The organism is Aquihabitans sp. G128, from assembly GCF_019048865.1.
Taxonomy (GTDB): domain Bacteria; phylum Actinomycetota; class Acidimicrobiia; order Acidimicrobiales; family Iamiaceae; genus Aquihabitans.
This window is the reverse complement of sequence record NZ_CP077604.1, coordinates 3,195,956-3,208,751: the sequence shown is the minus strand read 5'-3', so window position 1 is coordinate 3,208,751 and position 12,796 is coordinate 3,195,956. Positions and strand designations below refer to the sequence as shown.

Genomic DNA, 12,796 nt, shown 5'->3' with positions numbered 1-12,796 from the left:
TCAGCGGGCCGGGTGGAGCGGGTGCTGCTCTGCGTCGGCCTCCGACGACACCGCGCTCTCGGCGTCGGCGGTCCTCGTGCCCACGAGGGCGAGGAGGAACAGGGGCAGGGTGACGCGGCCGAACCCCCACCAGAACCACCAGACGAGCGGGCCGAGGAAGGCCAGGAACGCGAGGTGGGCCACCACGATGTTGCGCAGGACGAGGTTGCGGCTGCGCCAGGTCAGCCAGCTGCAGGCGGCCAGGGCCAGGAAGGTGGCCACCTCGGGGAGGCCCCAGTGCGGGATGGCCTGCACCAGGCCCTGCACCGGTAGGCCCATCTGGGCCGACCCGGCCGGGAAGGCGCCCACCCGGATGCGGACCACCACGGCCCAGGCGGCGTAGGCGATGGCAGGGACGGCGAGCGGCAGGGCAGGCCGGAGGCGCCGGGTGGACCAGGCGATCGAGAGGCCGATCCCGACGGGCACCAGGAGGCTGGTCTCGCGGGTCAGCGCGGCCACCGTGAACAGCGCCAGTGCCCAGCCCCGGTCGTCGCGCAGCCAGCGCGCCAGGCCGACCAGCACGAGCACCGCCGCCAAGGGCTCCGAGAGGCCGGGCCAGCGCAGGAACGCCAGGCAGGCCGGGGCCAGCAGCACCAGCTCCGGCCGGCGCAGCTCGCGGCCGAGGGCGTCGGCCACCGCCCCGGTGGCGGCGGGCAGGAGGCCGATGGCGAGCGCGCCGAGGGTGAGGATCGCCGGCGCCAGCAGGGCCCGCTGGCCGCCGAGCGACGCCGCCCAGTCGACCCAGCCCTGCACCGGGCGCGGCGCGGTAGGCCGCTTGGTCTCGGTCGCTTCGGTACTCGTCGACCAGGTGGGCCATCGTCGGGTCCGCGGCGTGCTGGGCGAACGCTTGGCCGTCCATCTGGGCCACCACGGCCTCGGGCCGGGAGCGCTGGTGCTCGAAGACGGTCGTCCACGTCGAGATCCTCGGTTGCCCGGCCGGCACGGCCAGGACCAGCAGCACCAGCCAGCCGCCGGCCAGCACGCCCACCAGGACGCAGGCCCGCACGCGAACCCGGCGGGCCGCCGCGGCGCTGGTGGGAGCGGTCGCCGCCGGGTCCGGCGTGCGGCGGCGGGTGCGGGTGGCCCTCAACGCCCGCCCCCGTCGTCGTCCGCTCCCTGGCCACCACCGGAGCGGCAGGGTTCGCAGGCCGACCGAGCGGCCGCGACCGCCGACGATGGGGACCGCCAGCCCACCGCACCACGTCCCAGCCCCACGTCGATCCGCACAGAGGACTGTCGGCACCGACGGCCTGCCTCTTGAGGTCCCTCGAGGGGTTCAGCCTCCTCACCGGCGAGCAGGTCTGGGACGGTGGGCAGCCATCGGTGAACGCCTACCCCGTCGATCCACCCTCGGTGGCCGGCGGCCGGATCTACATCTCGACCGACGAGGGGATCAAGGCCTACGGCACCCTCTGATCCCTCTGCGTCGGGGCCGGGCGAAGGGCGACGTTGGCAGCCTTTGGGGATGACGGAGGGTGAGGCCCCTGGTCTGCTGGCGCCATGGCTCGACCGCTCGACCGCCGACGTCCGCCATGGACGCACCTCGCCGTCCTCGCCGTGGTGGCGGGGGCGATGGCCGCCTGCGGCGGGACGAGCGAGGAGGGATCGAAGGCTGCGCCGAAGACGACCGCTGACCCCACCACGACCACCCGCCCGACCGACGAGGCCCGACCCGAGGGCCGGTGGACGTTCGTGCTCACGACCACGGCCCGCAGCGACGTCTCCGACCTCGACCCCGGCGTCGCCGTGGTCCGCCTCGCCACCCTGACGCCGTCGTGCGACGAGGGACCGTGCGACGTGGACGTGGCCCCGGCGGGCGCCAAGGGGACCTACCTCCCGGAGGGCGTGGCGTTCCGCGACACGCCCAACTCCGATCCGGCGACCTACCGGTGGGACGGCTCGGCCAAGACCTACACGAGGGTCAGCGGACCGCGGACGAGCTCCTGCACGAACGTCGACGGGAAGGTCGTGGCCGACGCCTACACCGACACGACGACCACCACCATGGAGTTCCACCCGCCCGAGGCGGACCGCCCAGCCACGATGACCGGTACCTACGTGGAGAAGGTCGAGGCCACCGAAGCCGGCCTCAAGGAGGGCTGCACGGCCTACGAGGAGACCGGGACGGCCGTCGCCACGCCCACCGGCTCGTTGACCGAGGGCGCCGGGCTCGATCTGCACGGCGCCTACATCGGCACCGAGGTCGTGACCAAGATCGACGCGGATGGGGCGCAGCCGCCCGGCTTCATCGGCCTGCTCGGCCGCTTCGAGCTCACCCGATCCGGCAAGGGCTACGACGCGAAGGGGATCATCGGCACGGCCGCCCTCGCCCCGGACGGCACCGGCTTCACCGGACGGACCGCATCGGTCGAGCGACCGTGCACCACCACGCCGGAGACGCCGAAGGCCTACGCCAGCGTCGAAGAGCTCGCCGACCTCGAACCCGTGGCCCTCACCGAGGACGGGGACCCGATCCTGGCGGGCCGCTGGACGCTGTCCGAGGAGGCCACGCCGGTCGGCACCGCAGCCGGCTGCGCGAGCAGCACGAACACCGGCTACCTCGTCCTGGTGCCCGCAGCGTCGCTCGACTAGGGCTGGCACGCCCGAAGGCGTGCCAGGATCAGCCCTGCCATGACCGACCTCCGCCCACCGGTGCTGCTCGGCGCCCTCCCGGCCGCCGAGGGCGGTTGCGGCCTGCCGCCGGGCTGGCGGCTCCGCAACGGGTTCTCGCTCCCTGCGAGCCCCTGGGACCTGGGGGACCGACGGTGGTCCTGTGCCGGCACCGTCGCGGACGAGGCCGACGCCGAGGCGGCGGTCCTGGCGCTCAGCCGGGGCGTCGGCCTGGTGCTGTCGATCACCGTCGAGGGCGATGTGCGCCATCGCTTGCTCGAAGACCTCTACCGGTTCGGAGCCGTCCAGCTGGCCTCCGAGGTGGTCCCCGACTCCGGGCTCGGAAGCGACCACCTGCTCCTGCTCGAGGCGCTTGCCGATGGGTCGACGCTCACCGTGGCCGCCCAGGCCCTGCACCTGTCCGACCGCACCGCCCACCGCCGCCTGGCGGAGGCGCGGTCGATCCTGGGCGTCGGCACCACCGCCGAAGCGGTGGCGTGGTGGCGTCGCCGTCCCGCCGCCCCGATCACGGACTGAGGGGTCGGTCGGGGCTCTGAGGCGCGGCCGACGTCGTTCCGGCCAGCATGCCCGCCGCCGCACGACGGTTCGCCGCGCCGAGCTTCCGGGTGGCCGACCGGGCCAGCGTGTCGATGGTGGTGGGCGACACGTGGAGCTCCGCAGCGATCTGGCGAGAGGTGAGCCCGGCCCCCACGCGCCGCAGCACCTCGGTCTCGCGGGCGGTCAGGCCGGCCGCCCCGGTCGCACGGGTCGACCCGCGACCAGCCCCCGTCGCCCGCTGGGAACGGCGGGCCCTCAGGACGATGGCCAGGAAGCCGGTGGCCGCAGCCTGCTCCTCCACCACGCGCAGCCGCGCCGCAGCGTCGGGTAGGGAGGCCCGGCGGGCCGCCTCGGCTGCGGCCCACCGAGCCCGGGCCTCGCTCCGACGGTCGTGGCCGTGCCACGCCTCCGCCGCTCGATCGAGGAGCTCCACCGCGCCCTCGTGGTCTCCGGCAGACAGGGCCAGCACGCCGCGCCACTCGAAGCGGTGCGCCGGCCCAGGCCGGCAGGAGCGGGCGGGGCTCGCCTCCGACGGGCTCCACGCCTCGGTCGAGGCTGGCGTGGGCGCCCACCATCCGGGCGTTGACCACCGCCGGGTGGTCCCCGAGCCCCAACCCCTCCACGGCGAGCAGCGTGGCCTCCACCTGCTCGGGCCGGCCTGCCGCCCACGCCGCCTCGGCGCTCGCCCAGCCCGCCAGGGCTCGGGCCTGCGGGTCGGCGCCCGCCTCCGAGTCGAGCTGATCGAGCAGCGCCGCGGCTTCGTCGTGCCGGCCGAGGTCGGCGGCGGCCACGGCCACGCCGGCGCACGCGAAGGCGCGGTTCTGGAAGAGCGGCTCGGCGTGCAGGCGCGGCACCCACCGGTCGAGCACCTCGGAGCGGTCGTGCCCGGCGAGCACCGCCAGCAGCGGGCCGTAGGCCACCGATCCCAGCCACGGGGTCTCGAACCCGGCGACCGGGCCCTCCTGCTCGAGCTCCTCGATGGCGCCGGCTGCGTCGTCGATGCTCCCGGCGCTCCACGCTCCCAGGACGAGGCTCCGCATCGCCGCCAGCCGCAGTGCGGTGTCGCCGGCGGCCGTCGCCGCGACGACCACCTCGCGGTAGAGCGCCTCCCAACCGGGCTCCCCGGCGGTGAGCAGCACGCTGGCCAGGCGGTAGCGGGCGAAGCCCTGCTGCTCGCCGATCTCGTCGGCGAGGGCCACCGCGGCACGCGCTCGCTCCATCGCCGGTCGCCCGTCGAGGCCGATGCGGGTCTCGACGAGCGTCGAGCCGGCCAGGGCCAGCACCTCGATCCCGGTCCGGGTGCCCCGAAGGTCCTCGACCGCTCGGCCGATGAGGTCCGGGAACCGGTCGATCCGGCCGGCATCCCACGCCGCCTCTGCGGCCACGGCGAGCAGGGCTCCTCGTCGGGCTCGATCCAGGTCGTCGATGCCCGGCACCAGGCACAGGTCCAGGCCCCGGCCTGGCTGGCCCGAGCTCGTCAGGGCACGAGCAGCAGCCATGCGGTCGTCGAGGCCGGCCGCCACGTCGACCGGACCGCACTCGACGGCCAGGACGAGAAGCTCAGCCCGGGTCCGGCGCGAGACGTCGCCCCGCGCCGCCGCCAGCGCGGTTCGACGGGCCGCCGCCCGGTCGCCTGCCCGGGCGAGCAGGAACGCTCCTTCGGCGCCGTCCACCTCGCCGGCCAGCGCCCCTTCGATGGCTCGGGCCTGCTCGCCCAGGTCCTCGACCACCAGCTCGCCCAGCAGCGCATGGCCGATGGCCAGGAGGCCGTCGGCGCGCCGAGCCGCCACGCCCGCCCGCACCAGGCCGGCGGCCCCCGGCCCGAGGAGCTCGGCCGGTGCCGGACGACCGAGCACGCTCAGTCGGGCCATGGCCTCGCGCACCTCGTCCGGCTCGTCGGCGAGGCGCGCCTGGAGCGCACGGGCCAGCGTGGGGGACCCTCCGTCGTCGAGCGCCAGGTGGGTGAGCAGCAGGGGGTTTCCTCCGGCCTGTTCGAGGATCGCTCCTCGTTGGTCGCCCTGCAGCCCCGGCCGGGCGTGCTCGAGCACCGCCTCGGAGGCGGGCCCGTCCAGCGGTCCGAGCTCGAGGAGGTCCAGGCCGGCGGCACGGAGGCGGGTGGTGACCGCCTCCGCATCGGGATCTCCCGTGCGCACCGACACCAGCAGCGGCAGGCGCCCGACCAGGCGCTCGACGGTCTGCAACGAGAGCTCGTCGACCCACTGCCCGTCGTCGACCAGCAACCCGCCGAGGCGGAGGCGCAGCACCTGGCCCACGACCCCGTCGGGGTCGTCGCGGACGTTCGCGCCGAGCAGCCGCCGGAAGGGCAGCAACGGCGACCACCGCAGCGTCGCCAGCGCCGACGCCTCGGCGTAGGAGCCCGCGGCGTCGAGCACGTCGCGACAGAGCGTGGTCTTGCCGATGCCCGCCGGCCCGGCCACCACCGTGGCGGCCCCGGCAGCCAGCCTCCCTGCCAGGTCGTGGACCTCGACCTCACGCCCGGTCAGCACGGACCGAGCGTACCGGCGCGGTCGCCTGCCTTCGCCGAGTGCCCACCGGCCCGCTCGCGTCGGCCCCCTCGGGCAGGTCGTTCACCTCCGGCGGGTGCGCGGGTACGTCCCGAGGGTTCGGCGCACGAGGTGGAGGCTTCACATGCAGTTGGGTCCCCTGGTGCGAGTCGTCGAGGAGCCGCCGGGGCCGCTGTCGCCGACCGGAGCCCGATGACGACGAAGCACCTCATCGAGGACATCGGTGAGGCGGTCGACGTCGTCGGCGTGGTGCTGATGGTGGCCGGTGCAGCCTTCGTGCTCGGTCGCGAGGCCGTTCGTGCCCTGCGTGGCGCACCCGCCGAGGAGGCCTACCGGCGGGTCCGACACGGCGTGGGCCGTTCGATCCTCTTGGGCCTCGAGCTGTTGATCGTGGGCGACATCATCCGCACGGTCGCCGTCACCCCGACCTTCCGGAGCGTCGGGGTCCTCGCGGTCATCGTCGTCATCCGGACCTTCCTGTCCGTGACCCTCGAGCTCGAGATCACCGGTCGATGGCCGTGGCAGAAGGCGCCGACGTCCGCGACCTGAGCACATCGGTCGCCAGACGAGCTGCACCCGATCTCGAGGCGGAGCTCGAGATCGGGCGTCGGCGCTACTGGCCCAGTGCCGCCTGCAGGTCCCGGACGTGCTCCTGGGTCTCGGTCAGGAGGGGTCGCAGCGCCTCGGCGACGTCCGGGAGCGACAGGTCAGCCGCCTGCTGGACCCGCTCCCGGTAGCGCTCCAGCTGCTCGGTCTCGAGACCGAGGTCCAGCGCCAAGGCGGCTCGGGAGTCTGCTGCCGGGGCCACCGGTTCGACCGTCGTCGTCGGGATGCCGCCGAGGAAGGCGATCTGCTCGGCCAGCACCTTGGCGTGCTCGAGCTCCTGGCCGACGTGGACGGTCAGCTCCTCCACGGTGCTGGTGTACTCCGGGCCCGTGACCGTGGCGATGTGCTGGACGAACTGCACGATCGACGTGAACTCCAGGCTCAGGTCGTGGTTGAGGTTCTCGACGAACTGGTCACGGGTGATCTCCATCGGCCCACGCTAAGGGGCACGCCCGTGCGGTGAGCTCGCTCGACCGCATACCACCCCTTTGGGTCGCCGGGACGCCGGGCCGAGGTGGGACGGTGACCGCCACGGACGTTCCTCCGTCCGGTCGCCAGATCGAGGTGCGAGGTCAGGTGCCGCGCCGCAGTCGGCGTCGGCGCTCCAGATCCCGCTTGTGGCGGTACATCGCCTCGTCGGCTCGACGCATCAACGACCAGGGCTCGTCGCCCTCGACCGATCGAACGGTGCCGATGCTGACGCCCACCCGGTGTTCCCTCGCCGACGCCAGGGTGGCGACGGCGAGGCGCAGTCGCTGGTCGAAGTCCGCGAGTTGGTCGTCGTCCAGATCGCGCGAGACGACGACGAACTCGTCGCCACCCACGCGAGAGGCCACCTCGCCCGGGTGGAGACAGCTCTCGACCGCGTCGGCAACGTGGCGCAGGAGGCCGTCACCGACGTCGTGGCCGAAGTCGTCGTTGACCGCCTTGAAGCGATCGAGGTCGACGAAGGCGATCACGAGCTGCTCTGCCGCCGCGAGACGGGCGTGGAGGTGGTCGAGGAGCCAGGCCCGGTTCCGCAGGCCAGTCAGGCCGTCGTGGCTGGCGCGGTGCTCGAGCTCGAGCTCGGACTCGTGGCGGAGGGTGACGTCCTGGATCGTGACGATGATGAGAGGGTCGCGGTCGGCTCCGGGGTGCACGCTGAACTGCAGCTCCCGGCGTTCGCCCTCGAGGAGCTCGACCACCAGCTGCGTGCTGACGGCGGTCTCGGCGGCACTGGCCAACGCCTCGAAGGTCGTCGCCTGCGCCGCGAGGGGGAGCAGCTCCGACAGGTGGGGCAGGCCCGTGGCGCACCCGAGCAGAGCCCGCGCGGCCGGGTTCACGTACTGCAGCTGGCCGCCGGGAGCGAGCACGGCCACACCGATGGGGAGCAGGTCCACCAGCCCCTGCTCCGCAGCCAAGGCGATCGCACGGGTTGCGGGTGGCTGGGTCGGCGGGGTCAAAGAGGTCTCCTGGCCGCCGTGATCGATGCCCTGCGCCATCGGCAGGCGCGGTCCAACTGCGAGGTGCCGACCGGACATTCATCCGGTTGGGGCCCGTGTTCGGTCATGGACCGCCCGGGTGACGGCGAACGGCATGCCGGCCTTCGATGCGACATCGAAACGGGGCCGATGCCAGCCGAGCCCAGAGCGACCCGGGCATCGGCGCCTACCGCCTCGCGAACCGCGAGCCAGAGCGGCTTGCCCGGCAGCCAACGTCGCCCGCACGGTCGAGCGATCGGGCGCGCTGACCGGTCAGAGGATCCGCCGGTCCCGGATCTGGTGGCCCTCGGCCTCGAGGAGCGGGACCTGGACGGACTCGTGCGTGCAGTAGATCCGCCCGTCGGAGGGGACGATGCGCCACCAGGGGAGCGAGCCTGCGTGGCGGACCACGTTCCCGACGGCCTGGGCGGCGCCCGGTCGCCCGACCTCTTCGGCGATCTCGCCGAACGTGGCCAGGTCGCCGGGGGCCAGTGCAGCGATGGCGTCGATGACGGCCCGCTCGAAGGGCGACGGCGTCCGGTCGTCCGGCCAGGGGTCGGCCTTCGGGTGCGGGGGTGCCGACGCGCCGGACCGTCGCGCCGGTCGATGCGCGGATGACGTCGGCGCCGGCCCCGTGCTCGGCGATGCCGAGCCGGCCGGTCCGTGCAGGCGGTCGGCGAGCCAGCGAGCGTCGTGCCAGGCGTTGGCCCCGTGGTCGTTGTTGAAGTAGGCGTAGACGTCGCTGCCGTCGTCGAGCCAGGCCTGGAGGCAGGCGGCCGGGCGGTGGAGGCGGCGGCCGGTGTAGCGGCCGAGGTACGGGTGCGCGCCGGCGTCGGGGCCGTGGAACCGCACGTAGGTCCAGTCGGCCGTGCGCTCCCACGGCACCCCCTCGAGCAGGTCGTGGATGCAGAGGGCGGCGCCGTGGTCGGCGAGCACGCGGTAGGTGTCGTCGTGGAGCCACGACGGGTCGCGGAGCTCCACCGCCCAGCGCGCCGAGCGGGGCGCAGCGTCGAGGAAGGCGGCGAGGCGACCGGTGTCCCGATGCCAGTTGGGTGGGAGCTGGAGGAGGTTGGGCCCTTGGAAGGCGCCGAGCTCGGCGACCCGGTCGACGTGGGTGGGCAGCCACGTCTCGGGGTCCTTGAGCTTCTTGCGGTGCGAGCCGAACTGGCCGACCTTCAACGCGTAGCGGAATCCTGGCGGAGCCTGGTCGTGCCAGCTCCGCACGGTCGACGGGTCGGGCAGCCGGTAGAAGGTGTTGTTGATCTCGACGGTGTCGAACGCCTGGGCGTAGGCCTCGAGCCACCGCCGCTGCGGCAGGTCGGCGGGGTAGACGGCTCCCCGCCAGTCCCGGTACACCCAACCCGAGCAGCCGACCCTCGCCGCCCCGACGGTCACGGGCCCGCCTCAGCCAGCGTGCGCCAGGGCCGGCTGGACCTCGTCCTGCCAGAACCGGATGGTGCCGGCGAGGTCGTCGCCCACCGGCACGATCGAGACGTTCTCGAAGCCGGCGTCGAGGTACGAGCGGAGCACCCGGACGTAGGGCTCTGGATCGGGCCCGCTCGGCACGCTGTCGGCCAGGTCCTCGGCCCGTACCGTCTCGCACGCCGCGTCGAAGTTCACCGGGTTTGGCAGCTCCGACATGACCTTCCAGCCGGGAGCGCCGAACCGGAAGCGCTCGAGGGCGAGGCGCTGGCCCTCCTCGGCCGTGGGCGCCCAGGCGAACGGCACCTCGGTCCAGGTGGCGGCGCGATCGCCGCCGCGATCGGCCCACCCGTCGACCAGTGAAGCCTCGGGCTCGGTGGCCATGATGCCGTCGACGCCGGTGCGCTGGGCGAGGTCGAGCGACGCCGGCCCGCTCACGCCGACGACGAGCTCGATCGGCTGCGTCGGCAGATCGAAGATGCGGGCGTCCTCGACGGTCAGGTGCCGGCCGCGGATGGTGGTCCACTCGCCCGTCCAGAGCGCCTGGAGGATGGCGATGGCCTCCTCGAGGCGCTCGTGGCGCACGTCTACGGCCGGGAACGGCTCGCCGGTCACGTGCTCGTTCAGGCGCTCGCCGGCACCGACGCCGAGGATGAGGCGGCGATCCGTCATGGCCGCCACCGTCGCCGCCGCCTGGGCGACGATCACCGGGTGGTAGCGGCCGATGGGGCAGGTCAGCCCGGTCGCCAGGTCGAGCTCGCTCGTGGCGTGGGCCACCGCACCCAGGACGCTCCAGGCGAACGGGCTGTGGTCGTGGTCCGACAGCCACGGGTGGATGTGGTCCGAGATGGCCACGAAGCCGAAGCCGGCCTCCTCGGCGGCCACCGCGTGCGCCACCAGCTCGCGCGGTCCGCGCAGCTCGCTCATCAGCTTCAGCCCGAAGCGGGTCATGGGTCCTCCAGGGGTTCGGTCGCCGCTGGTGGCTACCCACGCCAGGTCATCTGATGAGCGCAGCCCGCGGAGCCCTGCCGGCCCCACCGCAGCTGCCGCATCTCGAGCGTTCGAGGAGGAGCCGATCAGTCGTCGACCGGCGTGCGACCATGGCACGGCCTGAGCACGAACAGCGCGACGGATGCGTGCAACCGTCGTCCCCGAGGGTCCCCGCCCGCCCGGCGTGGACCTCAGGTGCGCAGCGCAGCCATCGCTTCGACGAACTGGTCCATGGTCGCCCATGCGGTCGCCGGTTCCTCGACCTCGGTTCGGGGGAACGGTGGCGCTGGGACCTCGCCCAGCGGAACGTCGACCTTGGCTCGGTCGGTTGCCGTGACGAGCCCGTAGGAGCTGGTCAGACGGACCTTGCCCTCCTCGCCGATGCCGCCCTTGGCGTGCAGGAACACGACGCTGCGGGCACCGACCACATCGTCGGTGAGGTCCTCGACCGCATCGGCGAGCGCCCGCTTGCCGGTCGCGCCGGTCAGGAACTCGACCGTGACCTCGTCGCCGAGGTCACCTCGCAGGACGTCGTCGATCTTGAACACGCCGTTCAGGTAGTGGACCTGGTCCTCCGCCGCGTCGCCCTGGACCATCCGACCGACCTCGAAGTGCTCGAACGACCCGACCGCAACGAAGTCCGACGCAAGGAACGTCTCGGCAAACGTCTTGGGCGACGCCACCTCATCGCCGCCATGCAGGCCGAGCGCACGGTACGAGCCGACCTCGACGCTCGACGGTGCGCTTCGAAGGGTCGGGCTCGCCCCCCGTCGCCCGCCCCGCACGCGGCGAGCGTCATTGCCGTTGCCACCCCAATGCCGACGAGCATCGCCTTCATGTCGCACCTCTTCACCATCGACCTCTCCCTTGTGCTTCGTGAAGTGTGATGTGACGAAGCGGCGCGACGGGTGGTTCCCGGGCACCAGCTGCTGCCGTCAGGGGCTTCGGTCCGGGTCCGACCCGCCCGCCGAGATCGCGCCATCGGCGCACTTGGCCAGCGGGCTGCCCGCGCGTGCGCTGCGAACCCGGGAACGAGTCAGGCCAGCCGCCTCACGATGACCTCCGTGTCGAAGAACTGGTAGGTCGGGTAGCGGCCGCGCATCCACACCAGGGCGCGACGCCCGGCCCCCGCCGCCAGCACCGGCCGGAGGTTGTCGCGCTGCTGTTGGCGGTGACGGCGTTCCAGCTCCACCGGTCCTCGCCGGTCCGGTAGCCCTCCCACAGCTCCCAGTGCACCGCTCCGTCGGCCTCCGAGCGAAGCGGGGCCCCGGACTGGGGGTGGACGTTCGTCGAGGCGATGACCAAACGCGGATCGCTCGGGTCGAGCGATGCGAGGCCGGTGTAGTCGGGCTGGCCGGAGTACAGCTCGCTACCGGCCCAGGCCAGGTGCTCGATGGTCCATGTGTCGTTGGGACGCTTGCGGGCCCAGAGGTAGCGGTGCTGGAACGAACCGACGCGCGTCGAACCGGTCGGCCACGGACGTCGTTCCGCGAGGATCGCAGTGGGCCTCGAGTCGAGGTGGCGGACATCGGTCATCCAGTTGTACGTCGACGTTGCCGGCGACCCACGGTTGCTCCCCTATCGCAGGCGGGTCAGCTGCGTCGGGTTCGGCGGGGCGGTCCCGACCTGACCCACCGGACGCCCGGCGTCGTCGCACACGTTGAGATCGGGGTCGATCGTGGCGTAGGAGACGCTGCATCCGGGGAAGTCCGACGGGTTCCCGTCGGACACCACCAGATGGAGCCGTTGCCCGTCGGAAGCAGCTAGCAGGTAGGGCCGATGGTCCAGGCTCGACGGGGCCTTCTGGATCGTTACGCCGTGCTGGACCCAGGATCTGCCGTCGCTCGACGACATGAGCTCCATGAACAGGTCCTTGCCCCGGTAGAGCACCCACCGTCGCCCGGCCACGACGTGGGCCGACACATAGCTGGTCCCCACGCCCGGGTCGACGAGCGAGTCGGGGTCCACGACCCGGTGCAGCGGGCCCCGATACGTACCGAGCTCCACCCAGTCGGTGCCGTTGTGCGGCGTCCAACCGACTTGGACCCCGTCGTCAACCGCCAGCACGCTCGGAGCGGTGTGGTCGTCGACGCTGGCCCGACCCAACGTTCGATGCGATGCGACCCGCAGGTGGTCGAGGTCGATCTCGCTGACCTGGGCGGCGCCGGACGAGGTAGCGGGGGAGGTCCCGACCGACGACCCGACGTAGAGCCGCCCGTCGGCGGCGATGGCTGCCCGCGGCGATTGGAACCAGCACCAGCCACCCCGGCCGACGACCAGGTCCTCGCCCGATCCGTACCGCCACGTCAGTGCGTGGGAGCTGCATCCCTGCAGGCGGGCGGCGGCGGGAAGCGCTGCCGCCCCAAGACCCAGTCGCAGGACATCTCGACGGGTGACCCTGCGCTTCGCCATGTAGGCGAGAAGCCGATCGGGGCACGACCGTGACGGGTCCGAGAACGACGAAGGCCCGCTCCGGGGAGCGGGCCGAGCCGTAACGCTGGTGCGCGAGGGGGGGACTTGAACCCCCACGTCCGTTAGGACACTGGAACCTGAATCCAGCGCGTCTGCCAATTCCGCCACTCGCGC

13 protein-coding genes and 1 tRNA gene are annotated in these 12,796 nt (G+C 73.3%); 4 read left to right on the top strand and 10 right to left on the bottom strand.

Annotation, left to right across the window (positions count from 1 at the left end):
- On the bottom strand, positions 1 to 792 hold the full coding sequence (locus KSP35_RS15345) for a hypothetical protein (RefSeq protein WP_216996696.1): 792 nt from the start codon (positions 790 to 792) through the stop codon (positions 1 to 3).
- A 504-nt stretch (positions 793 to 1,296) separates the two neighbouring features.
- Here KSP35_RS15345 and KSP35_RS15340 point away from each other — a divergent pair.
- The 3 genes from KSP35_RS15340 (at position 1,297) to KSP35_RS15330 (ending at position 3,186) form a co-directional block, all read left to right on the top strand.
- Positions 1,297 to 1,455 (top strand): hypothetical protein, encoded by a 159-nt coding sequence (locus KSP35_RS15340; protein ID WP_216996695.1) that lies wholly within the window; start codon positions 1,297 to 1,299, stop codon positions 1,453 to 1,455.
- Positions 1,456 to 1,539: 84 nt separating this feature from the next.
- Positions 1,540 to 2,631: a hypothetical protein gene (locus KSP35_RS15335; RefSeq protein WP_216996694.1), complete on the top strand. Its 1,092-nt coding sequence runs from the start codon at positions 1,540 to 1,542 to the stop codon at positions 2,629 to 2,631.
- 39 nt (positions 2,632 to 2,670) lie between these two features.
- On the top strand, positions 2,671 to 3,186 hold the full coding sequence (locus KSP35_RS15330) for a LysR family transcriptional regulator (protein WP_216996693.1): 516 nt from the start codon (positions 2,671 to 2,673) through the stop codon (positions 3,184 to 3,186).
- Here the strand turns inward: KSP35_RS15330 and KSP35_RS15325 are convergent.
- Positions 3,176 to 3,676 (bottom strand): helix-turn-helix transcriptional regulator, encoded by a 501-nt coding sequence (locus KSP35_RS15325; protein ID WP_216996692.1) that lies wholly within the window; start codon positions 3,674 to 3,676, stop codon positions 3,176 to 3,178. The two genes, KSP35_RS15330 and KSP35_RS15325, sit on opposite strands and share 11 nt — an antisense overlap.
- Before the next feature lie 2,248 nt (positions 3,677 to 5,924).
- On the opposite strand from KSP35_RS15325, the gene KSP35_RS26005 reads away from it, so the two are divergent.
- The gene (locus KSP35_RS26005; protein ID WP_371748982.1) at positions 5,925 to 6,281 is read left to right on the top strand and encodes a DUF1622 domain-containing protein; all 357 of its coding nucleotides are present in this window, start codon (positions 5,925 to 5,927) and stop codon (positions 6,279 to 6,281) included.
- Between the two features lie 64 nt (positions 6,282 to 6,345).
- On the opposite strand, the gene KSP35_RS15315 is transcribed toward KSP35_RS26005, so the two are convergent.
- From KSP35_RS15315 to KSP35_RS15280, 8 genes are all read right to left on the bottom strand, one after another.
- Complete coding sequence (locus KSP35_RS15315) at positions 6,346 to 6,768, bottom strand: ferritin-like domain-containing protein (protein WP_216996690.1); 423 nt, start codon at positions 6,766 to 6,768, stop codon at positions 6,346 to 6,348.
- A 142-nt stretch (positions 6,769 to 6,910) separates the two neighbouring features.
- Complete coding sequence (locus tag KSP35_RS15310) at positions 6,911 to 7,717, bottom strand: sensor domain-containing diguanylate cyclase (RefSeq protein WP_216996689.1); 807 nt, start codon at positions 7,715 to 7,717, stop codon at positions 6,911 to 6,913.
- Between the two features lie 354 nt (positions 7,718 to 8,071).
- Positions 8,072 to 9,193, bottom strand: coding sequence for a DUF72 domain-containing protein (locus KSP35_RS15305; RefSeq protein WP_216996688.1), 1,122 nt, complete (start codon positions 9,191 to 9,193; stop codon positions 8,072 to 8,074).
- A gap of 9 nt (positions 9,194 to 9,202) precedes the next feature.
- On the bottom strand, positions 9,203 to 10,171 hold the full coding sequence (locus KSP35_RS15300; RefSeq protein WP_216996687.1) for a TIGR03557 family F420-dependent LLM class oxidoreductase: 969 nt from the start codon (positions 10,169 to 10,171) through the stop codon (positions 9,203 to 9,205).
- 230 nt (positions 10,172 to 10,401) lie between these two features.
- On the bottom strand, positions 10,402 to 11,133 hold the full coding sequence (locus tag KSP35_RS15295) for a hypothetical protein (RefSeq protein ID WP_216996686.1): 732 nt from the start codon (positions 11,131 to 11,133) through the stop codon (positions 10,402 to 10,404).
- A gap of 113 nt (positions 11,134 to 11,246) precedes the next feature.
- Positions 11,247 to 11,402, bottom strand: a complete 156-nt coding sequence (locus KSP35_RS15290) for a hypothetical protein (protein ID WP_216996685.1) — start codon at positions 11,400 to 11,402, stop codon at positions 11,247 to 11,249.
- A 386-nt stretch (positions 11,403 to 11,788) separates the two neighbouring features.
- Entirely contained in the window at positions 11,789 to 12,622 is an 834-nt protein-coding gene (locus KSP35_RS15285; protein WP_216996684.1) for a hypothetical protein, read from the bottom strand.
- 86 nt (positions 12,623 to 12,708) lie between these two features.
- Positions 12,709 to 12,796 (bottom strand) — tRNA-Leu (locus KSP35_RS15280).